Source organism: Rhizobium phaseoli (assembly GCF_010668805.1).
Lineage (GTDB): Bacteria > Pseudomonadota > Alphaproteobacteria > Rhizobiales > Rhizobiaceae > Rhizobium > Rhizobium phaseoli_A.
On record NZ_WUFT01000030.1, the window covers coordinates 24,564 to 47,115 of the forward strand.

The window sequence follows — 22,552 nt, forward strand, 5'->3', positions numbered from 1 at the left end:
TACAAGCTACGAGCAAAGCGGCAAGCGTGTCAAGCGGGGTGTCGGTTGTTGCTGGCAGCCCTTCCAAATTCGGTTTTTACAATTTCGCACCGAAGGCTTATGAGCGCAACATCCGAGACGGAGGGGAAACGATGAACGACAACGGGGAAAACGGGCAAAAGAAAAGCTCCCGGCGCCCATCTCAGGAACGCACGGCGCAACGCGATCCAGAGCGGACGCGCGCCGCGATCCTGGAAGCGGCCACCCGGGAATTTGCCGAAAACGGTATGGGCGGGGCCCGCGTCGATGGCATCGCCGAGCGCGCCGGGACCAACAAGCGCATGCTCTACCATTATTTCGGCGACAAGGAGCAGCTCTACCTCAGAGTGCTCGAAGAAGCCTATGTCGGCATCCGCACGGCCGAACGTGCGCTTCATATCGGCGACCGCAGCCCGGAAGAAGGCATCGGCGAACTCGCGCTCTTCACCTGGCGTTATTTCCTCCAGCACCCGGAATTCCTGAGCCTGCTCGGCACGGAAAATCTGCATCGCGCCCGCTGGCTGCGCCAGTCCGTCCGGCTGAAGGAACTGCATTCGCATCTGATCGGCGAGCTTTCTGATGTCCTCGAGCGGGGAAAGAAGCAAGGCGTCTTCGTCGAGACCGCCGATCCGCTGCACGTCTATCTGACGATCGCCTCGCTCGGCTATTTCTACCTGTCCAACCAGTACACGCTTTCGACGATCTTCGGCCGCGACCTGATCGAGCCGACGCATCTCAATGCCTGGGAAAGGCATATTGTCCACGTGACGCTCGCCTCGATCAAGGGCTGAATCCCGAAAACAGGATTTGACTATTGACAGCCTCGCTGCTCTTCTGCCATCAAGTAACTGTTTAGTTACCGACTTGGGAGGGTCGGGCCGGATGCCCGCTCCCGCCGCAAAAAATTGCAAGGGAGGAAAAAATGGCACGCTTGGGGATCATCTTGCACGGCGTTACCGGCCGCATGGGGTACAATCAGCACCTGGTGCGTTCGATCCTCGCCTTCCGCGATCAGGGTGGCATCACGCTGAAATCGGGCGAGAAACTCGAGATCGACCCGATCATCGTCGGCCGCAACGGCGCCAAGATGGAAGAGCTGGCAAAGAAGCATAACATCAAGCGCTGGTCGACCGACCTCGATGCCGCTCTCGCCAATCCCGACGACACGATCTTCTTCGACGCCGGCACGACGCTGATGCGCGCCGAGCTTTTGTCCAGGGCGATCGATGCCGGCAAGCATGTCTATTGCGAAAAGCCGATCTCCGACGATCTGCAGGTGGCACTCGACCTTGCCCGCAAGGCGCGCGGCTCCGGGCTCAAACACGGCGTCGTGCAGGACAAGCTGTTCCTGCCCGGCCTGCGCAAGCTGGCGCTGCTCAGGGATTCCGGCTTTTTCGGCAAGATCCTCTCGGTGCGCGGCGAATTCGGCTATTGGGTTTTCGAAGGCGATTGGGGCGTGCCCGCCCAGCGTCCGTCCTGGAACTACCGCAAGGGCGACGGCGGCGGCATCATTCTCGACATGCTCTGCCACTGGCGCTACGTGCTCGACAATCTGTTCGGCGAGGTGAAGGCCGTCTCCTGCCTCGGCGCCACGCATATTCCGCGTCGCATCGATGAGCAGGGCAAGCCCTATGATTGCGATACCGATGATGCGGCCTATGCGACCTTCGAGCTCGACGGCGGCGCCATCGCGCAGATCAACTCCTCCTGGGCCGTACGCGTGCGCCGCGACGACCTCGTCACCTTCCAGGTCGATGGCACGCATGGTTCGGCCGTCGCCGGCCTGACGAAATGCTGGAGCCAGCACCGCGTCAACACGCCGAAGCCGGTCTGGAACCCCGACCAGCCACAGACGATCGACTTTTACAAGACCTGGGACGAGGTTCCGGACACGCAGAGCTTCGACAACGGCTTCAAAGCACAGTGGGAGATGTTCATCCGCCACGTCGTCGAAGATGCGCCATGGCCCTATGGCTTGGAAGCCGGCGCCAAGGGCGTGCAGCTGGCCGAACTCGGCCTGAAATCCTGGGCCGAGCGCCGCTGGCTCGACGTTCCCGCACTGGAGTTCTGACCGTGACGACGATCAATCTCCCCCTCGACGGCAAGATCGTCCCCTACACGCTGACCGGCACGCCGATCGAACTGAAGAAGCGCGACGCCAAGGCCTTTCCACGCATCGCCTTTGCCGCCGCCCATGTCGTCGCCGATCCGCTCGCCGACAACGATCCCTGGCTGACGCCGGCGATCGACTGGGACCGAACGCTCGCCTTCCGCCACCGGCTCTGGGATCTCGGCCTCGGTGTCGCCGAAGCGATGGATACGGCGCAGCGCGGCATGGGTCTCGGCTGGCCTGAGGCGCGCGACCTCATCCGCCGGGCGCTTGGCGAAGCGGCGGGCCGCAAGGATGCGCTGATTGCCTGCGGCGCCGGCACCGACCATCTGACGCCGGGACCCGACGTGACCGTCGACACGATCCTCAAGGCCTATGAGGAGCAGATCGAAACGGTGGAGGCAGCCGGCGGCCGGATCATCCTGATGGCGAGCCGGGCGCTTGCCGTCGCCGCCAAGGGACCGGACGACTATGTCAGGGTCTATGACCGCATCCTTCGCCAGGTCAAAGAACCGGTCATCATCCATTGGCTGGGCGAGATGTTCGATCCGGCGCTCGAGGGCTATTGGGGCAACGGCGATCACCTCAAAGCGATGTCCACCTGCCTCGAGGTGATCGAGGCGCATGCCGACAAGGTCGACGGCATCAAGATTTCGCTGCTTTCCAAGGAAAAGGAAGTGACGATGCGACGGCAGCTGCCGAAAGCCGTGCGCATGTATACCGGCGACGACTTCAACTATGCCGAACTGATCGCCGGCGACGAAGAGGGCCATTCCGACGCGCTGCTCGGGATTTTCGATGCGATCGCGCCGGCAGCGTCGGCTGCGCTCGACGCGCTCGGCCGCAAGAGCAACCACGAGTTCTTCGATCTGCTCGAGCCGACTGTGCCGCTGTCACGCCATATCTTCAAAGCGCCGACGCGATTCTACAAGACCGGCGTCGTCTTCCTCGCCTATCTCAACGGCCTGCAGGACCATTTCACCATGGTCGGCGGCCAGCAGAGCACCCGCTCGCTGACGCATCTGGCAGAGCTCTTCCGCTTGGCCGACAAGGCGCGGGTTCTGGCCGATCCGGAACTGGCAACAGCGCGCATGCGCCAAGTGCTTGCCGTCCACGGCGTTCACTGATCTCAGGCACGACGATGGGAGGAGAATGACATGCAGGTCGAAGGACTTTCGATCAACCTGGCGACGATCCGCGAGCAATGCGGTTTTGCCGAAGCCGTCGATATCTGCCTGAAGCACGGCATCACCTCGATCGCGCCCTGGCGCGACCAAGTCGCCAAAGCCGGCCTCGATGAAGCGGTGCGGATCGTCAAATCGAACGGCATCAAGCTGAGCGGGCTTTGCCGCGGCGGCTTCTTTCCAGCGGCAAACGACGCCGACTGGCAGAAGAACCTCGACGACAACAGACGCGCCATCGACGAGGCGGCGGCCTTCGCGGCCGATTGCCTGGTGCTCGTCGTCGGTGGGTTGCCGGGCGCTTCGAGAGATATCGTCGCGGCCCGCCAGATGGTGTTCGACGGCATTGCCGCGGTGCTGCCGCACGCCCAGGCTGCCGGCGTCAAGCTCGCCATCGAGCCGCTGCATCCGATGTATGCCGCCGACCGGTCCTGCGTGAACACGCTCGGCCAGGCGCTCGACATGTGCGAGCCGCTCGGCGAGGATGTCGGCGTCGCGATCGACGTCTACCATGTCTGGTGGGATCCCGATCTTGCCAACCAGATCGCCCGCGCCGGACGGATGAAACGCATCTTTGCCCATCACATCTGCGACTGGCTGGTGCCGACCAAGGACATGCTGCTCGACCGCGGCATGATGGGCGATGGCGTCATCGACCTCAAGGGCATAAGACAAATGGTCGAGGCCGCCGGTTTCTTCGGCGCGCAGGAGGTGGAAATCTTTTCGGCCGAGACTTGGTGGAAACGCCCGGCCGATGAGGTGATCGCCACCTGCGTCGAGCGCTTCAGAAGCTGCTGCCAGATTTGATTTCAATATTCGTTTCATCACGCATGCAGGAGGTTCATTCGATGGAGAAACGCCGTTTTGCCCTGATCGGCACCGGAAACCGCGGCACCACCATGTGGGGCAAGGATCTGCTGGCCGGCTGGCGCGAACATGTCGACCTCACAGCCATCGTCGAGACGAATTCGCTGCGCGGCGAGCGCGCCCGCAACATGATCGGCAGCAACGCGCCGCTCTATGAAAACATCGATTCCATGCTCGCCGAGCAGAAACCGGATCTGGTCATCGTCTGCACGCCCGACCATACGCATGACGATATCGTCGTGCGGGCGCTGGAGGCCGGTATCGACGTCATTACCGAAAAGCCGATGACCACCTCGGTCGAGAAAATTCGCCGGATTCTCGATGCCGAAAAACGCACCGGTCGCCGCGTCGACGTCTCCTTCAACTATCGCTACGCGCCGACGGCCGCAAAGATCAAGGAGCTGCTGAACAGCGGCGAGATCGGTCGGGTGACCTCCGTCGATTTTCACTGGTATCTCAACACCAAGCATGGCGCCGACTACTTCCGACGCTGGCATGCCTATACGGAAAATTCCGGCAGCCTGTTCGTCCACAAGGCGACACATCATTTCGATCTGTTGAACTGGTATCTCGACAGCGATCCCGACGCGGTCACATCCTTCGCCGACCTGCAGAACTACGGCCGCAAAGGGCCGTTCCGCGGGCCACGCTGCAAGCTCTGTCCGCACGCGCATGAATGCGACTACTATCTCGATATCGAAAAGGATTCCTTTCTCGATCAGCTCTATGAAGATCCCTCTAGGATTGACGGCTATTTCCGCGACGGGTGCGTCTTCCGCGAGGATATCGATATTCCCGATACGATGGTGGTCAGCCTGCGCTATCGCAACAACGTCCATGTCTCCTATTCACTGAATACCTTCCAGCCGATCGAAGGCCATCACCTCGCCTTCAACGGCACCAAAGGACGCATCGAGCTTCGCCAGTACGAGGCCCAGCCCTGGGAAGAGCCGAAGCAGGACACGATCCTGCTCATCCGCAATTTCCCGAACGGCAAGGAGGCGGTCGAGAGCATCGTCGTTCCGCATTTCACCGGCGGCCATTACGGCGGCGACGACCGGATGCGCAACATGATCTTCAAGCCCGATATGGAAGACCGGCTCGCCCAGCGCGCCGGCACGCGGGCCGGCGCCATGTCCGTGCTCTGCGGCATTGCCGCGCTGACCAGCTCGCGCATCGGCAAGGTGGTCAATATTGCCGACCTGATGCCCGAACTTGCCGATGACGGGTCGCCGAATTCGCTGCGGACATCACGCTGATATCTCGTCGCCTGGGTCGCTCGACGCGTCTCAGGCGATGTTTTCTAGATTGGCCTGGTGGATCTGGTAAAGCAGCGGCCGGCCGGTGATGAAGCGCTCGACCTCGTCCACCGCCATTTCGCCGAGGCGCGCCCGTTCCAGCCCGATGGCGCCGGCAATATGTGGCGTCAGAAAGACATTCGGCAGATCGTAGAATACCGAGCCGGGCTCCGGGATCTCCGGATCGGTGACGTCGATGACCGCATCGATGCGGCCGGTCTTCAGCTGCGACAGCAGCGCCGCCTCATCGACGAGGATACCGCGCGCGGTGTTGATCAGCGTTGCGCCGTCCTTCATCAGCGACAATCTTCGCGCGTCGATCATATGCCGGGTTGAGGGCAGCGACGGCGCGTGCAGGGAAACGATATCGGCGCGGCGCATCAATTCGTCGAGCCCAACCTTCTCCGCGCCGAGGCCGGCCGCTTCTGCGGCATCAAGCATGGGATCGAACAGCAGCAGCCTGTAGCCGAAGGGTTTCAACAGCTCGATTACCCGCCGGCCGATGCGTGAGGCGCCGACAATGCCGAGGGTGCGGCCGTAGTTGCCGATCGCTTCCCGCTGCATCGGATAGGTCCGGTCGCGGTTGCGGTCAGCAATGTAGAGATCGCGGAACCGGAAGGCTCGCTTGCCGGCGAAGATGATCGCCGCCAGCGTGAATTCGGCGACGGGCACGGCATTGGCCTCGGCCGCATGGCTGACCACGATGCCGGCTCCGAAGATGCTGTCGTCGATGACGCCCTTTACTGTGCCCGCCGCATGAACGATGAGGCGAAGGTGCGTTGCTGCGGCAGGAATGTCAGGCCCGACATAGGGCGCGCCCCAGCCGGTGATCAGGATTTCGGCTTCCGCCAGCAGGCGTTGCGCACGCTGGTCGTCAAGGCGCTGCAGCGGCTCGGAATCCAGCAGGCGGCCTATGCCGTCCAGCCGGCGCAAGATTTCCTCCGGCAGGACGTGCTCGGTACGCGAGGGCTCCATCGCAAGAATAATGGCCGGGCGGCTCATGGCATCTGTCCCGGGGCTTCGATGGCGCTGACGCTCACGCCCTTTTCCCGCACCAGGGCCTCCAGCGCTGCGATGTCGGGCGCCTTCGGCGGCTTCATCCAAGCAGAGGAGACAGCGGCGGGATCGTTGAGCGCCAGCACTGCCGTCACCAGGATGGTTTCACCGGCCGGGATCTGGCCGCGCAGCTGCGGCACGATGGTTTTCGCAACGATCACATTGGTGTTGGGTTGCGCCTTCTGGGCAAGCCCGGCCCGCCTGACCGAGGAACCGAGATCGAGGATCCCAGTGAAATCGGCTTTGCCGATCGCGTAGGCAGCCCCATCCGAAGCCGACAGCCTGTCCAGCTCAAAATCCCGGCGGCCGATGGCAAAGCCGCCTTCGGCGATGCGCAGCGGCCGGTCTGAGCTGATCCGGTGGAGGCGGATATGCCAGGGGGCTGCGGGTACCAGCCAGGTTTCGACAGCGACAGCGGGGAAAGGCGACCATTTCGCATAGAGCACCTCGCCTGCGAGCTTGGCTTGCTCGTTCGTTTCGCGCACGCGGTAGTGCAGGCCGTCATCGCTGAAGGCCAGCATCGAATCGAAGGCGGCGAGCGCAAAGCCGCGCTCATCGGATTCGACACTGAAGCCGTAGCGGGTGGAATAAGCGAACTTGGCGTATTTTTCCGTGCCGAAACGCATCTGCAGGTTTTCCTGGCCCGCAGACAGTGCCACGACATCGCCGCCCGCCCGCATCATCACCATGCCGGGATGACGCTGGGGGACGATAGAAGGTGCCTGCTCCGGCGCCTTTTCCTCAGCGGTCCAGAACGGATGATCCTCGGCGATGGCGAGCGGCAGGAAGGCCTTGAGCGCCCAATAGGGCGAGCCGGCGGAATTGTAGCCTTCCGACATCAGCAGGTTCGGATAGCCAAAACCGATCGACAGTACGCCGTCGCGATCGGCGATCGGCTTATCCTTCCACCAGCGCAGATGCTGCAGGCAGAGATGCTTGACCTCGCCCCAAGGCAGCGCCTCGACATCGGCAAAGGCGAGCGCCGACCAGAAGCCGGCACAGGCAAAGCGATAGGTCAGGCTGCGGCCGAAGGGGATTGTCGCGCCATCGGCGGCAAACCAGTGGCGGAAGTCCCGGGCAAAGAGGATGGCGCGCTCGCGGTAGCGCTCTGCGTAATCATCGTCGACGAGCTTGGAATAGATCAGGCCATAGAAATGCATGGCGAAGGGAATGTAATGGTCGATGCGGCGTACGTTTCCGTCGCGATACCAGCCGTCGCCGATATAGAAACCTTCGAGCTCCTGCAGATATTGCCGGGTCAGGCTGCGGTCGAAATCGGCGCCGAGACGATCGAGCGCGATGTCGACGAAGATCCGGAAAAACTTCCAATTGTTGTCGGCATAGTCGAACTGTCGCGCATGTTTGAGATAGGCGACAACATTGCTGCGGGCGCGCGCATCGAGCGGTTCCCAGATCTTTTCCGGCACCAGCGCCAGGGCAAAACCGAGAGCGGCAAGCTCGACCATGCGCTGATCGCGGCCGTTGACCGTTCCCCAATATTCCGGATGGGCGGGGTCGGTGCCGTTTGCGAGACCTTCGGCAAATCGATGCCAGTGGGCGAAGTCGCCGTTGCCGGCGCCAAGCGGCGCCAATCCCCAGAGCGGCCGGGCGAAGCCTTCGAGATCGGCTGCCGCCCGGTCGAAATGGGCGGCAGCGCCGCTCAACCTGACTCGGGCATTGCCTTTGGAAAAACAGGCAAGCAGCGGATCGAAGAGATCAAGCAGAGCCCGGCTCATATCGGCGCGGGTTTCGAGCGGATTGCCTGCAAGCGGGTTGGCGCTGGCGGGATCATAGGTCATCGGCATCACTCACGGTTCTAGAGCATGATGCCGAAAAGTGTGAGCGGTTTTCGGACGACATCATGCTCTAACTCTTTGATGTAGATCAGGATGATTTCGGCCGGATCGGCCTAAATCATTCTGTTCTAGGCATTCCGAACGGTCCCTCCCGCAACGGGAATGACAGCCTGGCAAATGTGGCGCGCCGGCGCCGTCCTGTTGCGGAAACGGGACAGCATCAGCGAGATGGCCTCTCGCCCGAGGGCGGCGCGGTCGACGCGCATGGTGGAAAGCCGCGGATTGGTCATCAGCGCGCAGGGCAGATCATCGAAGCCGACGATCGCGAAATCCTCAGGAACACGCAGACCGGCTTCGGTGACGGCCTCGAGCACGCCGACGGCGATGAAATCATTCATGCAGAAGGCGGCGGTGAAACCGGCATTTTCGGCAAGGACCGCGGCCGTGCGTTCATGCGCCTCGCGGCTGGCGCTGCCCTCCAGCACCAGAGACACGAAACGGCCCTCGGCGTCGGGGACGGCGGCCACCGCAGCCTCAAAACCGCGGATACGCTCCCGGATCGTGTAGCGGTGCGAGCCGCTCAGATGCAGGATGCGGCGATGGCCAGCCTTGATCATTCGGCTGGTCGCTTCATAGGCACCGAAAAAATTAGCCGGCGAAACGCCATCAAACTGCATTCTGGGATCGGTACCGTTGACAAGCACGGCCGGCGTCATGGTGTCTTGCAGCCAGTCACGCAGCATCTCGTTCGGATCGATGCCGACCAGAAAGAGACCTTCGGCGTCTGCTGCCTGCATATAGTCGCGCACGGCGTCCGGTGTGATGCGATCCTCGCGCACCATTCGGATTTCGAAGGGCATGCCCGCTTCGGCGGCTCCGGCGCGCAGGCCCTCGACGATCGCCTCATAAAAAACGCTGAGACCGCCGGTGGCGCCGTCGCTGGCAATCAGCGCTAGGCCGCCGGCAACGGCTTCGGTCGCCGATTTCACTGGATAGCCGTGCTCAGCCGCCACCTTCAAGATCTGGCGGCGCACGGTTTCGCTGATGCCGGGTTCGTTGGCAAGCACACGCGACACCGTTGAGACGGAGACGCCGGCCAATGTGGCGATATCGGCCTGACGCGGCCGTCTGGTTTTTTGGTCGTTGGTTTCTTGATCATTGGTTTTTTGGTCAGCCATAGGCAAACCTTATGCAAATTATGCAAAATTGCAAGATAAACGTTATTTATTGCAATAATTATTTTTTTGCGTAATCTGTTGCGAAATGCACGCCAACGCCCTTGGAGGATGGTCGCGGGCATAATGCGACAAGGAGGAGGATATCATGCAGGTCAACCGCCGTTCATTTCTGATGGGTTCCGCCGGAGCAGCCGCCGGCCTCGCCTTCGGCGCGGGGAGCGCAATTCCGGCTTTTGCCGAGGACGCGTCGCTGCGCGCCATGTGGTGGGGATCGAACGACCGCGCCAAGCGCACGCTGGAGGTCGCCAAGCTCTACCAATCGAAGACGCCCGGCGTCACGATCGTCGGTGAATCGCTTTCGGGCGACGGCTACTGGACCAAACTCGCAACGCAGATGGCCGGCCGTTCGATCGCCGACGTCTTCCAGCTCGAGCCGGGAACGATCTCCGACTATTCCAAGCGCGGCGCCTGCCTGCCGCTCGACGAATTCCTGCCTTCGACCCTGAACGTCCAGTCCTTCGGTGCCGACATGCTGAAACTGACCACCATCGACGGCAAACTCTATGGTGTCGGCCTCGGCCTCAACTCCTTCTCGATGTTCTTCGACACGGTCGAATTCGAAAAGGCGGGCATCCCGCTGCCGACACCCGACCTTACCTGGGATGAGTATGCCAAGCTCGCCGTCGAACTCACAAAATCTTCCGGCAAGAGCGGCGGCCCCTATGCGGCCCGCTACGCCTATGTGTTCGACGCCTGGCTGCGCCAGCGCGGCAAGAGCCTTTTTGCAAAGGAAACCGTCGGGCTCGGCTTCACGGCCGACGATGCCACGGAATGGTTCGACTATTGGGAAAAGCTGCGCAAGGCGGGAGGCACCGTTGCTGCCGACGTCCAGACGCTCGATCAGAACACCATCGACACCAATAGCCTCGGTGTCGGCAAATCGGTGATCGGCATGGCCTATTCCAACCAGATGGTCGGCTACCAGCTGATCATCAAAAACAAGCTCGGCATCACCATGCTGCCGCGGGAAAAGAAGGGTGGGCCGTCGGGCCACTACTACCGTCCCGCGCTGATCTGGAGCCTCGGCGCCACGACGAAGAACGGCGAGGCGGCCGCGAAATTCATCGACTTCTTCGTCAACGATATCGAGGCCGGCAAGATTCTCGGCGTCGAGCGCGGCGTGCCGATGTCCCCGGCCGTGCGCGAAGCCATTCTGCCGCAGTTGAACCCGACGGAGCAGGAAACGGTCAAATACGTCAATCTTCTCAAGGATCAGGTCGGCGAATATCCACCGCCGGTGCCGATGGGCGCAACCCAGTTCGACCAGCGCGTGCTGCGCCCGATCTGTGACGAACTCGCCTTCGAACGGATTTTGCCCGCCGAGGCGGCAACCCGGCTTATCGAAGAGGGTAAGGCGACGATCAAAGGCTGATCGATCGCCCGACATGAGAGGAGAGGCCCGCAAACCCCGGCGGGCCTTTCTCTTTTCCGGGCGGTCAGTTGGCCAGGCCTTCGACGACCCGCCAGTCCGGCCGGCCGAGATCGAACGGCCAGGCATTCACATCCCGGTCGTTGAAATAGACGACTTCCTGAAGGTTCGGAAAGGCGCTCTGCTTCAGCGTCGCGGTTTCGATCCAGGGCCTGACATAGGCGTCGCCGCCCTGATAGCCGAGTTCGGCCACCCAGATCGGCTTTCCGTAACCGGCAACGAGATCGTAACCCTGCCTCAGCGCTTCCGAAAACGTTCGATGCTTGCTGTAGGCAAGCTCATCGTAGCGTTCCAGGCCAAAGACCGAGAGCCCGACCAGATCGACATAATCATCACCGGGATAATAGTCCTGCAAGCCTGGCTCGCCCTTCGGCGACCACATGAGCTTGGTGCCGGGCGCCTCTTGGCGGACGATATCCATCATGCGCTTGTAGGCCGCGATATAGTCCTGCGGGTTCCATCCGGACCATGAAAACCGCCCGGACTTGTCTTCCATCTCCTGGCCCCAGCGGACGATCACCGGGCTTTTCAGCTGGGATATCATTTGTGCGATCGCACGCATGTTGACATCGTAGTCGCCGCGCAGAACCTTTTGGCGAAGCTGGCCGGAGGTCAGCCGCCAGTCGACGTCCCAGGACCACGGCTCCACCGATATCAGCAGATTGCGGCCCCTGGCCTGCGCATAGGCATCGGCAACGCGCAGCGTCTCCAGATCGACGTCCTCCCAAGGCAGGAACAGGGCTTCGGTCGCGACATTCGATTGCGCGCCAAAATCACCATGTGGATCGTAGGCGCCGAACTTGATGCCATCGGCATGAAGAACGGGGCGTTTATCGATGATCGTCTGAACGCCTGCCGCCGGGTTCGGGACAATGCCCGCATATTGCATCTCGCTTCGGCCCGGCATATCCGCGACACACAGCAGGAGCACCGCTATCGCTGCAGTCGAGAGGTTTTTTTTCATTGGCTTCTTCATGGCTCACCCTCCTTTTCGGGCTACTTCCTGGCTCAGCAAGGCCTGCTTCAGGTCACGCGCTTTCGCACTGACCCAATCCATGGGAACGAGCTTGCCAAACTCGTCATCGCCGCGCACCGACGCATGACGGAAGACGTACCAATTGCCGTCCGGCTGGCGCCGCTGATAGATCGTGTCGCCGATTTTGCGATGGCCGAAACAGGTGCTGGCGCGGGCCGCGCCTTCGGCATTCGTCCAGGTGGCGCGCATGCAGAGCTGGCCGAGATCGTCGACCACCCATGTGCCTTCGGCGAAGGACTGCTTGCCCTTGTCATCCGTCCAGGCGACGAACCGCCGGCCGTCATCGACGAAGCGACCGCCGCCGGTGTTCCAGACCCAGGTCTTGTCGCCGTAGATGCGGTAGAGCTCATAGGCGCTGAGCGGCACCGTCGCCCGCGCCGTCTTGCCGGCTGCCTCGGCGCCATGTGCCGCGATTGGCAGACACAGGCTGAGAGCAAGGGCTGCTCCATAAAGTTTCGATCCGATACGCATGACATCCTCCTGTTCGACACTCGCCGGACTGCCGGCTACACACCCTGTTCGTCCCGTCCCATGTTGCCGAACCCATTCCATTTGAGACGGAATTTCGTGATCCTGGTCTTGCCGCCACCGAGGCCGGCGCCGGCCACGGCAAAGTGTGATTCGGTGAAGCTGATGAACGGCTGACCATGGGAAAGAGCTTCGAGGCTGCTGAGGCCATGGCTGCCCAGCTGCATGCCGCCGGCAACCCAGAGCGCAAGCCCCATGGCGGTGGCAAGCCGCAGCCCGTGTGATTGCGGCAGCAGCGGCAGACCGTTCTCGATCGCATGGCGAACGACGATCAGCGCCGCCAGCGACAGATAGATCGAGAGGTTCATCGCGGCGAAAATGTAAAAGCCCTGAGCGGCAGCGACGTCGCTGGCCAGCGCCATGGCGACGACGCAAAGCCCGGCGAGCGCGATATACGGGGCAACGACACGTAGCGGCAAAGACTGCTGCTGCTGTTTTCCCTTGGGGGTGATGCGGAAGTCGACGAAGGAGCCGGAGATATGATCGCGAACGGCTGCAAGGCTGCCGGCGAGCGACCACGGCCAGCGCAGGAAGATGAAAGCCAGCCCCTCCCAGCCGAAAAGTTTCGCATCATGCGGCCTGAAGGATCCCGTCGCCCGCCAGAAGACGGAAAACAGCGTCAGCACCCCCGATAGGGGCAGGAAATGCAGCAGGAAATCCGGATAGGTGACGTCGACGAAGACATGTCCTGTCAGCAAAGCGGCAACCGGCAGCAGGAACATGACGGCCATGAAGGCGGAAAACAGCGGGTACCACAGCTGCGAGAACACGAACTGAAATTTCAGCCGCCAGGGCAGATGGACGACATAACGGCTGGAATGTTGCAGCAGAATGGTGACGAGGCTGCGCGACCACTGAAATTCCTGGACGACGAGATCGGCAAAATTCGCCGGGCCGTCGCCATGGGCGATCGCATCGACGGCATGCACGCCGCGCCAGCCGCCGGCGTTCATCATCAGCGTCGTCGAATGGTCTTCGGCGAGTTCCGGGCCGAGGCCGCCGATCTGGCGAAGTGCGGCCGTGCGAACGGCATAGTGGGAACCGATGCAGAGCGGCGCCCAGCCATTGTTGTAACCTGTCTGCAACGAACCATGCAGGCTGGCCTCGGCATAGAGCCTGCCGCGCGCGGCCCAACTCGTACCGGCATTGGCATCGCAGATGCTCGGCGCGGAGACATAACCGATTTCAGGGTCGGCGAAGGGGCGCAGGATTTCACGGAGATAGGTCGGCGTCGGCACATGATCGGCGTCGAACTGGGCGACGAAATCATAACGCTCATAGCCGAAATGGTCGTAGAAATAGGCAAGGTTGCCTTCCTTGCATCGCGTCCGGCGCGGCCAGCTTGCGCGATGATATTCCGCCACCCCCTTGCGGGTGGAGATCAGCACGCCGTGCTGCGCGCACCAGCGCCTGGCCTCCTCGGAAGGATCCTCGTCGGCCAGCCAGACATCGAACTCGACGCCGGTCTGATCGAGCATTGCCTGAAGCGTAGCGCGAACGACGGCAAAAGGCTCGGACGGCGCCTTGGTGACGACCATCGCCACCCGCCCTACCGGCAGCCGAGCGCGGCGGCTGACCGCCCTTGCATCGAGGAAGATCAGGATGAAATAGGCCGGCACGAGCGTGATCCAGCCCAGTACGAGAGTAATGAGCACAAAGGCGGTCCAGGAAATGATATGGGCGGACTGGCACCACCAGATCCAGAAAAACCCCAGTGCGGCCAGCCAGCAAAGGATGCCGAAACCATAGGCGACGCGGTTCCAGCCGGTAAAAACAGGCTCGAATGCATCCTCGGTGGCGGCTTTCGCCGTCCTGACGCCGTGGCCGATTCGCGAAACGTTGCTCACGCCGTCATCTCCAGTCCAAAGGTCGGGCCGGCGGTGCGGATGATCGTATCGATATCCGATAGGGTGGGCGCGAAGCCGAGTTCCGCCTTCGCTCTCGCCGTGTTGGCAAAGAGGATCGGCGGATCGCCGGCCCGGCGGGGGCGATAGCGGACAGGGACTTCACGCCCGGTCGCGCGATAGATGGCTTCGAGGATCTCGCGCACCGAGGTGCCGCGACCGGAGCCGAGGTTGACGCTGAGCGAGCCGCCGTCGGCCATCAGATGATTGACGGCGGCAAGATGCGCCTGCGCGAGATCGCTGACGTGAATATAGTCGCGCACGCAGGTTCCGTCCTCGGTCGCATAGTCGGTGCCGAAGATATCCAGTCTCTCCAGCCTGCCGGCGGCAGCGAGAAGGGCGCGGGGGATGAGATGGGTTTCCGGCTGGTGCCGCTCGGCAAGCTCACCCTCCGGATCGGCGCCGGCCGCGTTGAAATAACGCAGGGCGGCGAAGCGGATGCCATAGGCGGCGGCAAAATCCTCGAGCGCCATCTCGAAGATCAGTTTGGTGCGACCATAGGGGTTGACCGGCAGCTGCGGGCTCTCCTCGCGTATCGGCAACGAGGCGGGAATGCCATAGGTGGCGCAGCTGCTCGAAAAGACGATCCGGTTGATATCCTGATCGAGGCAGGCCTCGAGCAGCGTCAGACTGCCGACAACGTTGTTGCGGTAATATTTCCTGGGCATCTCGACGGATTCGCCGACATAGGCATTGGCACCGCAATGAATGACGCAATCCGGCGAAAACTCGGCAAGGGTCCGGCGCAATGTGGCGGCGTCGGCTAGCTCAGCCCGAATGAGCGGCCCCCAGCGGACGCTGTCGGCATGTCCCGTCGACAGATTGTCGTAGGTCACCGGGATCATGCCGGCGCGCGACAGCGCTTTGCAGATATGACTGCCTATGAAACCGGCGCCGCCGGTAACCAGAATGTAGCGGGGCATCTCATACGACCTCCGCCTTCTCGGTTTCGGCGAGCAGCCCGTCGAAATAATCGACGGTGCGCGCCAGGCCGGCTTCGAGGCCGACGCGGGGTTGCCAGCCAAGATCGGCCAAGGCTCGGGAAATATCCGGCCGCCGCTGACGGGGGTCGTCGGTGACCGCAGGCAGGTGAACGATCCGGGAACGGGAATTTGTCAGGTCGCGGATGATTTCCGCCAGGCGGCGAACGGTGATCTCAGCCGGGTTGCCGAGGTTGATCGGGCCGTGGCAGGTGTCGCCGGCGGCCGAGAAACGCAGGAAGCCCTCGACGAGATCGTCGACATAGCAGAAAGAGCGGGTCTGCTGACCATCGCCGTAGATCGTCAGGTCTGCATTGCGCAGGGCCTGCACGATGAAATTGGAGACGACGCGGCCGTCATCCAGACGCATGCGCGGCCCATAGGTGTTGAAGATACGGCCGACCTTGATGTCGACGCCGTAAGTCCTGTGATAGTCGAAGAACAGGGTTTCGGCGCTGCGTTTGCCTTCGTCGTAACAGGCGCGCGGTCCGATCGGATTGACATTGCCGCAATAGGATTCCTGCTGCGGGCTCTGGCTCGGGTCGCCATAGACTTCCGATGTCGAGGACTGAACGACGACAGCACCGGTCTTGCGGGCGCAATCCAAGGTGTTGACGGCGCCGAGCACGTTGGTGAGCAATGTTCCTACAGGATCCCGCTGATAATCGGGCGGGGAGGCGGGCGAGGCAAAGTTGAAGATGAGCGACGCTTCGATATCGAAAGGCTGGCGAACGTCGTGCTCGACCATGTGAAAACGGGCGTCCGCGGCGAGGTGATCGACATTCACGCGGCGACCGGTCGAAAAATTATCGAGGCAGATGACGCGGTGGCCACGCTGCAGCAGCCTTTCGCAGAGATGTGAACCGAGGAAGCCGGCTCCGCCATTGACAAGAGCGGTGCCCACCTGTTTGAGCACCGGTATACGAGTTACCTCAGAATTTCCTTCGCTGGGAACGAAACTACGCATGACAAACTCCTTCCCATGTATTTAGTCTTTTGATTTATTTATGCACTGCACTTCTCCTCATCCGGCTGGATATTCATTGTATCGACTATCTCAACATGAATAACTTTGGAGTTATTCTTCGGATGACTGGATTACTATTTAAACAATAAGACGATTACGGCTAACGTCAACTTCAAAAATTCTGACTATCCAAAATAACTACGCAACTATTCTTAAGAATAATAAGTGATTAATCATTTTATTATTGTTTTTTACGTGGCACGGGTAGGATGAGGTCGCTTAAGCCTCACTCAATACAGCCGATGTAGAAGAAATGAGGAAGGTTGGCCGCGCCGGACTGCGCGACCGGTCTTGCATCCGCAAGCGCCATGTGCGAGGGATTTTGCCATGTTGAAAAAACAAGATGCAGCGCAGCCGAAAGGCTGGGGTCTATTTCGTTTTGCGATGTTCGCCTGGGGAACGACGCTTCTGGCGATCGGACCCAGTGCCTGTGCGGTCGCTGACGACGACATAGCCGTCGTCGCGAAAAAAAGCGTCGTCGTGGTCGAGGCTCCGCGTGTCTCGAAAGACTATGCCTATCCGGCAGATCGGCCCGAACGCCCTGCTGCGGCAACCGTTCACGTCGCCTATCACGGCTCGGCGCCTTATATCTGCTCGCCAAGCGGCTTCGGACAGAAGTCGCACTGCTTCGCGCGCCCCTCGATCTGAAGCGACAGCGTTAAAGCATGTCGCCCAACATCGCGATACGCGTTTCGGTCAGTTGCGCCACCGGCCGGACATGTCGTCATCGCCGGCGGGATGCTCATTGAAGAAGCGGGACGCAGCTTCCGTGCGGTTTCGCACGTTCATCTTTTTGTAGATGTTGCGCACGTGAACCTTCACGGTATTTTCGGAAAGATGCAGCTTGTCGGCGATGATCTTGTTTTGCGTGCCCTTGCAGATGAGATCCAGGATCTGAACCTCCCGGGTGGTCAAACTGGAGATGCTGTCGCGTCTCAGCTTCAGTGCATTGCTGCGCGCCGCATCGACCGACTTTGTCTGATAGAGCGAGGGCTCCAGCTGGGCGTTCTTGTTGGTGAGGCGATTGAGAAGTGCTGACGGAAAATGTTCGCCGCCCTTCATCAGCAGATCGACTGCGGCCATGAAGACATCGAGACGCAGGTTGAGCGGCAGGACGCCATCGATGATCCTTGCTTCCACCAGCCGGCTGACATAGGGCTCAAGCATATCGATCGCCTCGACGACAAGTCCGACTGATGTTTCCGGATGGTTTTCGCGGGCAGCCTGCAGTGCTTCATGAAGCTCAGGCCCTGGTATATGATAGAATAAAACGAGCTTTATATCACTGGCATCTTTTTCCAGCATCGGCTTTGTGCTCGTTATGCTTGCCACTTCACAGTTCGGAAATTTCTTTGCCAGCGCCTCTACCATGCACTCCGAGAACAGGTCCGCCTTGGCTACTACGAGTATGGTATTTCCAGATGAATCTAACTTCCTTCCCTGGTCAGTATTCTCCGTCCCTGAGCCTGTCATGAACATATACGCCTCCCCTAGCGTTACACTTTACTCAAACTTGGAGCGATGGCGGGTATTAAATAGTATGAAATGCCGGCCCCGGATGTCACCGCTTTATTTTTTAGACATTTCTTAATTATGTTAATACGGATTGAGAGGGAAGGAAATGGCCCAAAGTGATTAGTTTTAGCGGGCAAAAAACGATAATATACTAAGCGTTGGTTGTATTTTTACTGTGATGGGTACTTCGAGGTTATGTCTGCTCCCAATATAGATCAAAGCTTGATGTAATATTTCAGTACAGATTGTTATATTTTCGTCCTGCATGGAGTGTCGTGCAGGAGGCGAGCAGCCATTGAATGGTTGCTCTCAACCCAACGGCGAGCGCAGAAAGTTCTGGATTCCCGCGGCGCGGCGGCACGCCGCCGAAGACCTTTCAACGCTCCAGCGATAGGGGCTAGCAATCCGCCTTAGCCCTAATTGATAGCTATCGGCTCCGCATTTTTTCCAGCAATCTGTGATCGTCGTCCAAGTGGCGACATGGACGATCCAGGTATCGGCGTGTGTTTTTGATACTTGATATCCATTTTTGGCAACTCAACGACAATAAAACCCGAGTACTCCTTATCCCTTTCAGGATGCGGAGCTGGATATGTACGCCTTGTACTGAGTACATACGGTCCCAATACCAACGATTTGACCAACAAATCGCGACGAAGCTGCAGATGACTGGTTTCGAATACATCTGCCGATGTTAACCGCATCGGAGCGAGCGCGAGCAAAATCCCATTTGAGATGAGAGGGATTTCGAAAAGCTGCTCCGGTTTTTTTCTGGAGGAACTTCGATGTCTGACAACTATAAGCACGGCCCGTCGCCGGGCGACGAAATCACGAAAGTCGGAGCGCTTGCCGACGGTTTTGCCAACAGCGCTATCAATTCAACGGAAGTCGACGATGGCTCGACCGGTTATGTCGGCGGCGTCGCCAATGGCGACAATCGTGACAATACCGACAATAGCGTGGATGTGAACGTCACGGCCGATGTCGATATCTCCGCCAGTAACGGCGACAACCGCGACAACGACTACGACTACGACTGGAGCTACAAGTCCGACGACGATACGAGCACCAAGACGACGACGATCACCGACACCAAAACCGATTACGACTGGAGCTATGACAGCAAGACGTACAGCGACAATGACACCAAGACGATCACGGATACCGATACGAAAACCGTGACCGATACCGACATCAAGACCATTACCGATACCGACACCAAGACGATCTCCGACAGCAACAACACCGCTGACAGCTTCAACAAAACCGATACCGATTTCGCTGTGATCGATGACGTCAAGGACTTCGACAATCTCGGCGTTGCCGGCCATGACCTCACCTTCAACCTCGGCGACGACTTTTCCTTCACGCTCGACGTCGACAGCATCCTGAACAATTCGCTGAGCGGAGAAGGCAACGACAGCGGCTTCAGCGCTGTCCAGGCGAACCATCTGGCTGACCAGGATAATGCCTGGAACATCAAGATGGACAACGGGGGAGCTGAGAACCACCTGAACGCCACTGCCGGCACCGCCGATAGCGCAGAAGGCATGGAGATGGACGGCAGGGGCTGGGATCTCAAGGCCGGTGACGACGCCACCGGCACGAGCACGGCCGATGCTTCGGCAATCCTTGCCAATTCCGGCTTCCACCTCGAGCTCGTTCAGGGTGCGAACCTGCTCAGCAACACAGTCGACTCCAGCGTCATCGGCGGCAATTCCCATGTCTCCGACGTTGGCGAGGATACCAGCACCGGACACTGACCTCCACGACCAAGACGAACTGCACCGGCTCCGGCCGGTGCAGTTTGATTGCTTGAAAACGGTTTGACGACCGACCACGGCGCCCCGGGGGTGCCTCCAAGGCCGATCGTCATTTCGAATGGGAGGGCCGAACCATGCATATCGAGAAGATTTCGGAAATCATTGCGCACTTCATCGGCCTCTTCGAGACGACCACCGAAGAGATGAGGGCGCGCACCAACTATGCCGAAGGCGCAGGACCCGGCGACGATGGACCGGCTCTGCCGGATCAGGACGCTTTTACCGCGGGCTTCTCTTCCAATCTCCAGCTCAAGGACTACGATCCCGCTATCATCTACAAAAGCGGCAGTTACGATATCGAATATGGCCCGGCGCGCCATCTGGGCCGCGTCTTCGAAGAGAGTATCGAAAAGCTGGCGGCGATTGCCGCAAGAGACATACCGTTACCGCATTTCGGCGCGCCGACCGATATCATCCTCTCGGATGAGCCGGAACTGAATGTCTTTGCCGGGCCTGGTTCGGCGATCAGTCATGTCGTTCAGGTCAATGTGCTTTACGACGACGACTATCTCGACATGACCGACGGTATCCATGCCCCTCGGGACACGAGTTTCGTCATCGAGCGGCTGGCGGAGTTCAGCACCCAGGCCGAAATCTTCACGCCTTTTGCGGACCTCCACCGAACCGATACCTATGACGGCGCCCTGAAGATCGCCCAGGATCTCGAAAGCGATATCCAGAATGCCCACAATAGCGAGGACGGTGGGGACAGCGAGGACAGTGGCGCAACGCCGCCTAGCGCCGACGCCACGCATGATTTCATCCGCATCGATCCCGAGATCAACACCGCGTACGTCAACGGCAAGGTCGAGGCCGACATACCCGTCCTCGATGATTTCCTGCCCGACCGCGGTCTCGCCAAACTCCCGGAGGAGCCCCACGACAGCAATTCATCCGTTGAGTTGACCGACCCGAGCGGCAACAGCCTTGAGGTGACCGCCGGTGCAAACTTCCTCGTCAACGTCGCCTCGGTGATCAATACCGGCGTCATCGCCTCGGTCACCGCGGTCATGGGCAACTACCACCAGATCGACGCAGTTTCCCAATCCTTCGTCTACAGCGATAATGACGAGATCGCCTCGGCGTTGCGCTCCTCCGGCCATTCCGCCGAGGAAGCAGGGACGGTCGCCAAGAATATCGCCGTCTTCCAGCAAAGCACCTTCGAAGCATCGAGCCATGGCGAAAGCGATGCTGCCGATCCGACGTTCCCGACCAGCTGGCGCGTCAGTGTCATCGACGGCGATGTCTCCTTCGTACAGTGGGTCGAGCAGTATCACTTCGTCAGCGACAACGACACGATGACGGTAACCACCTCGGGATCCGAAACCACGGTTCTGACCGGCGGCAATACCTCCATCAACCTCTCCTCCTTTTTCGGGATGGGCATGCAATATGATCTGGTGATCGTCGGCGGCAATGTGCTCGACATCAACAGCATCACGCAGATCTCGCTGCTCTACGACAATGACTGGGTGCGGGCGGGAGACGGCGCCGGTCCCGGCGCCGACATACAGACCGGCGGCAATCTGATCTGGAATTACGCTTCGATCCACAATGTCGGAACAGGCAGCCCGTTCGAGGCGATGCCGGACTATATGGTCGAAACCCAGAAAGCGATCGAAGATCGCGATCCCAACATGCCGGAAGGGCTGACGTTCGATGTGAATTTCCAAGGGTATGCCGGCCTCAACGTGCTCTACATCACCGGCAATCTCTACGACATGACGATCATAAAACAGGTCAGCATCCTCGGCGATTCCGACGATGTGACCCAGGCGGCCTCGACGCTTCTGGCGAACAATCTCGACGCGACGGTCACGATCGACACCGGCAGCAACGCGATCGTCAATATCGCCGAGATCATCGATTATGACAGTTTCGGCCAGACGACCTATCTGGCAGGCCAGCTCTACTCCGACGCCATCCTCATTCAGGGCGGGCTGATAGAGCATGACACCACCCAGCCGCACCAGGCCGACGACAGGCTCGCCAACGAAGTCATCGCCTTTCTCAACGACGACGATCCCGCGGGCGGCGATTCTGCCGATGGCGTCCTCAATGCAGGGCATGACCTTTCATGGTCGTCGGCGCATCCAGCCGACGTCATGCAAGCCATGACCGCGTGACCTTAAGGATTGTGAGAGCATCACGATGAACCAGATTTCGAAACAAATCTTTGCAGCCGGCAGCGCCCTCGATTTGAGGTCAGGCAATATTCCCTCCGCTGCTCCCTCGGAAGCGGCGAGGACCGATCTGTGCCTCTCTGCAATCGACGAAGCGGTCGAGAACCTTCGTCGGCTCACCGGCGTCACCGCATCGGCTCCATCTCCCGATCGCAGCAAGGCAACGGCCGATGTTGCAGCAAGCGACGCTGCCGGCATGGCACGTGCAGGCGCGGTGCAGGCACCCCTCCCGCAAAAGACCATGATGCCGGAAGCCTTGCCGAAAGCCTGGAATGCAGAACCGGCGGCTCCTGCCGCAGTGATGCAGGGCCCGGCGCCAACAAAACCAGTCGAAGAAAAGCCGGTGGAAGCAAAACCGGTTGAGGCATTCGCCCAACCGCAGATCGAGGCGCGGGCGGTGCCCGAATTGCCGAAAGAGAAAATCGAGCTCAAATCGAGCCCGACGATGCCCTTCGCCAAGACCATCGAAGGCGAGAGCGGTCCGGTCAGCGAAACCGACAGGCGTCTCCGTACCGGCGGAGGCGGAAACGACAAGAATTCCGATCCCGGGGGCGGCGGGGGCG

General features: G+C 60.4%; 18 protein-coding genes and 1 pseudogene. 10 read left to right on the forward strand and 9 right to left on the reverse strand.

What is annotated here, in order from left to right; translation table 11 throughout:
- Window positions 1–131: 131 nt before the first annotated feature.
- From GR197_RS29400 to GR197_RS29420, 5 genes are all read left to right on the forward strand, one after another.
- Entirely contained in the window at window positions 132–809 is a 678-nt protein-coding gene (locus GR197_RS29400) for a TetR/AcrR family transcriptional regulator (RefSeq protein WP_164016018.1), read from the forward strand.
- 131 nt (window positions 810–940) lie between these two features.
- The gene (locus GR197_RS29405; RefSeq protein ID WP_164016020.1) at window positions 941–2,089 is read left to right on the forward strand and encodes a Gfo/Idh/MocA family protein; all 1,149 of its coding nucleotides are present in this window, start codon (window positions 941–943) and stop codon (window positions 2,087–2,089) included.
- 2 nt (window positions 2,090–2,091) lie between these two features.
- The gene (locus tag GR197_RS29410) at window positions 2,092–3,255 is read left to right on the forward strand and encodes a DUF993 family protein (RefSeq protein WP_164016022.1); all 1,164 of its coding nucleotides are present in this window, start codon (window positions 2,092–2,094) and stop codon (window positions 3,253–3,255) included.
- Between the two features lie 30 nt (window positions 3,256–3,285).
- Window positions 3,286–4,116 carry a sugar phosphate isomerase/epimerase family protein gene (locus tag GR197_RS29415; RefSeq protein WP_164016024.1) on the forward strand — a complete coding sequence of 277 codons (831 nt, stop codon included), beginning with the start codon at window positions 3,286–3,288 and terminating at the stop codon, window positions 4,114–4,116.
- A 41-nt stretch (window positions 4,117–4,157) separates the two neighbouring features.
- The gene (locus GR197_RS29420) at window positions 4,158–5,435 is read left to right on the forward strand and encodes a Gfo/Idh/MocA family protein (protein ID WP_164016026.1); all 1,278 of its coding nucleotides are present in this window, start codon (window positions 4,158–4,160) and stop codon (window positions 5,433–5,435) included.
- 30 nt (window positions 5,436–5,465) lie between these two features.
- On the opposite strand, the gene GR197_RS29425 is transcribed toward GR197_RS29420, so the two are convergent.
- From GR197_RS29425 to GR197_RS29435, 3 genes are all read right to left on the reverse strand, one after another.
- Entirely contained in the window at window positions 5,466–6,476 is a 1,011-nt protein-coding gene (locus tag GR197_RS29425; RefSeq protein WP_164016028.1) for a hydroxyacid dehydrogenase, read from the reverse strand.
- Window positions 6,473–8,329 (reverse strand): DUF2264 domain-containing protein, encoded by a 1,857-nt coding sequence (locus tag GR197_RS29430; RefSeq protein WP_164016030.1) that lies wholly within the window; start codon window positions 8,327–8,329, stop codon window positions 6,473–6,475. Before GR197_RS29430 ends, GR197_RS29425 begins: the two co-directional genes overlap by 4 nt.
- Before the next feature lie 125 nt (window positions 8,330–8,454).
- Window positions 8,455–9,504, reverse strand: coding sequence for a LacI family DNA-binding transcriptional regulator (locus GR197_RS29435; protein ID WP_164016032.1), 1,050 nt, complete (start codon window positions 9,502–9,504; stop codon window positions 8,455–8,457).
- 145 nt (window positions 9,505–9,649) lie between these two features.
- Here GR197_RS29435 and GR197_RS29440 point away from each other — a divergent pair, with 145 nt between their 5' ends.
- The gene (locus tag GR197_RS29440; RefSeq protein WP_164016033.1) at window positions 9,650–10,936 is read left to right on the forward strand and encodes an ABC transporter substrate-binding protein; all 1,287 of its coding nucleotides are present in this window, start codon (window positions 9,650–9,652) and stop codon (window positions 10,934–10,936) included.
- A 64-nt stretch (window positions 10,937–11,000) separates the two neighbouring features.
- On the opposite strand, the gene GR197_RS29445 is transcribed toward GR197_RS29440, so the two are convergent.
- The 5 genes from GR197_RS29445 to GR197_RS29465 are packed head-to-tail and all read right to left on the reverse strand — an operon-like array spanning window position 11,001 to window position 16,408.
- Entirely contained in the window at window positions 11,001–11,969 is a 969-nt protein-coding gene (locus GR197_RS29445; protein ID WP_164016034.1) for a glycoside hydrolase family 26 protein, read from the reverse strand.
- Window positions 11,970–11,972: 3 nt separating this feature from the next.
- A complete protein-coding gene (locus GR197_RS29450) occupies window positions 11,973–12,500 on the reverse strand; it encodes a DUF995 domain-containing protein (protein ID WP_164016036.1) in 528 nt (175 codons plus the stop codon).
- Between the two features lie 35 nt (window positions 12,501–12,535).
- Window positions 12,536–14,404 (reverse strand): glycosyltransferase family 2 protein, encoded by a 1,869-nt coding sequence (locus tag GR197_RS29455; protein ID WP_164016037.1) that lies wholly within the window; start codon window positions 14,402–14,404, stop codon window positions 12,536–12,538.
- Window positions 14,401–15,384, reverse strand: a complete 984-nt coding sequence (gene galE, locus GR197_RS29460) for a UDP-glucose 4-epimerase GalE (protein ID WP_164016039.1) — start codon at window positions 15,382–15,384, stop codon at window positions 14,401–14,403. The genes GR197_RS29455 and galE overlap by 4 nt, the downstream gene beginning before the upstream one ends.
- Before the next feature lies 1 nt (window position 15,385).
- A complete protein-coding gene (locus GR197_RS29465) occupies window positions 15,386–16,408 on the reverse strand; it encodes a UDP-glucuronic acid decarboxylase family protein (RefSeq protein ID WP_164016041.1) in 1,023 nt (340 codons plus the stop codon).
- Between the two features lie 387 nt (window positions 16,409–16,795).
- Here GR197_RS29465 and GR197_RS29470 point away from each other — a divergent pair, with 387 nt between their 5' ends.
- Window positions 16,796–17,116, forward strand: a complete 321-nt coding sequence (locus GR197_RS29470) for a hypothetical protein (RefSeq protein WP_164016043.1) — start codon at window positions 16,796–16,798, stop codon at window positions 17,114–17,116.
- Window positions 17,117–17,164: 48 nt separating this feature from the next.
- Here the strand turns inward: GR197_RS29470 and GR197_RS29475 are convergent, their stop codons facing one another.
- Window positions 17,165–17,947, reverse strand: coding sequence for a helix-turn-helix transcriptional regulator (locus GR197_RS29475; protein ID WP_164016045.1), 783 nt, complete (start codon window positions 17,945–17,947; stop codon window positions 17,165–17,167).
- 821 nt (window positions 17,948–18,768) lie between these two features.
- On the opposite strand from GR197_RS29475, the gene GR197_RS29480 reads away from it, so the two are divergent.
- The 3 genes and pseudogenes from GR197_RS29480 to GR197_RS29490 all read left to right on the forward strand — a co-directional run.
- On the forward strand, window positions 18,769–19,746 hold the full coding sequence (locus tag GR197_RS29480) for a fibrinogen-binding protein (RefSeq protein WP_164016046.1): 978 nt from the start codon (window positions 18,769–18,771) through the stop codon (window positions 19,744–19,746).
- 134 nt (window positions 19,747–19,880) lie between these two features.
- Window positions 19,881–21,932, forward strand: coding sequence for a hypothetical protein (locus tag GR197_RS29485; protein WP_164016048.1), 2,052 nt, complete (start codon window positions 19,881–19,883; stop codon window positions 21,930–21,932).
- 25 nt (window positions 21,933–21,957) lie between these two features.
- Window positions 21,958–22,552: pseudogene (locus GR197_RS29490) on the forward strand (type I secretion system permease/ATPase); the annotation flags it as partial.

What these genes read in the sequence shown, in the direction of transcription:
- GR197_RS29400 (WP_164016018.1), top strand. Translation starts at nt 132, where the DNA reads ATGAACGACAACGGGGAAAACGGGCAAAAGAAAAGCTCCCGGCGCCCA.
- galE (WP_164016039.1), bottom strand. Translation starts at nt 15,384, where the DNA reads ATGCCCCGCTACATTCTGGTTACCGGCGGCGCCGGTTTCATAGGCAGT.
- GR197_RS29405 (WP_164016020.1), top strand. Translation starts at nt 941, where the DNA reads ATGGCACGCTTGGGGATCATCTTGCACGGCGTTACCGGCCGCATGGGG.
- GR197_RS29435 (WP_164016032.1), bottom strand. Translation starts at nt 9,504, where the DNA reads ATGGCTGACCAAAAAACCAATGATCAAGAAACCAACGACCAAAAAACC.
- GR197_RS29430 (WP_164016030.1), bottom strand. Translation starts at nt 8,329, where the DNA reads ATGACCTATGATCCCGCCAGCGCCAACCCGCTTGCAGGCAATCCGCTC.
- GR197_RS29485 (WP_164016048.1), top strand. Translation starts at nt 19,881, where the DNA reads ATGCATATCGAGAAGATTTCGGAAATCATTGCGCACTTCATCGGCCTC.
- GR197_RS29480 (WP_164016046.1), top strand. Translation starts at nt 18,769, where the DNA reads ATGTCTGACAACTATAAGCACGGCCCGTCGCCGGGCGACGAAATCACG.
- GR197_RS29445 (WP_164016034.1), bottom strand. Translation starts at nt 11,969, where the DNA reads ATGAAGAAGCCAATGAAAAAAAACCTCTCGACTGCAGCGATAGCGGTG.
- GR197_RS29420 (WP_164016026.1), top strand. Translation starts at nt 4,158, where the DNA reads ATGGAGAAACGCCGTTTTGCCCTGATCGGCACCGGAAACCGCGGCACC.
- GR197_RS29415 (WP_164016024.1), top strand. Translation starts at nt 3,286, where the DNA reads ATGCAGGTCGAAGGACTTTCGATCAACCTGGCGACGATCCGCGAGCAA.
- GR197_RS29470 (WP_164016043.1), top strand. Translation starts at nt 16,796, where the DNA reads ATGTTGAAAAAACAAGATGCAGCGCAGCCGAAAGGCTGGGGTCTATTT.
- GR197_RS29440 (WP_164016033.1), top strand. Translation starts at nt 9,650, where the DNA reads ATGCAGGTCAACCGCCGTTCATTTCTGATGGGTTCCGCCGGAGCAGCC.
- GR197_RS29475 (WP_164016045.1), bottom strand. Translation starts at nt 17,947, where the DNA reads ATGTTCATGACAGGCTCAGGGACGGAGAATACTGACCAGGGAAGGAAG.
- GR197_RS29425 (WP_164016028.1), bottom strand. Translation starts at nt 6,476, where the DNA reads ATGAGCCGCCCGGCCATTATTCTTGCGATGGAGCCCTCGCGTACCGAG.
- GR197_RS29465 (WP_164016041.1), bottom strand. Translation starts at nt 16,408, where the DNA reads ATGCGTAGTTTCGTTCCCAGCGAAGGAAATTCTGAGGTAACTCGTATA.
- GR197_RS29450 (WP_164016036.1), bottom strand. Translation starts at nt 12,500, where the DNA reads ATGCGTATCGGATCGAAACTTTATGGAGCAGCCCTTGCTCTCAGCCTG.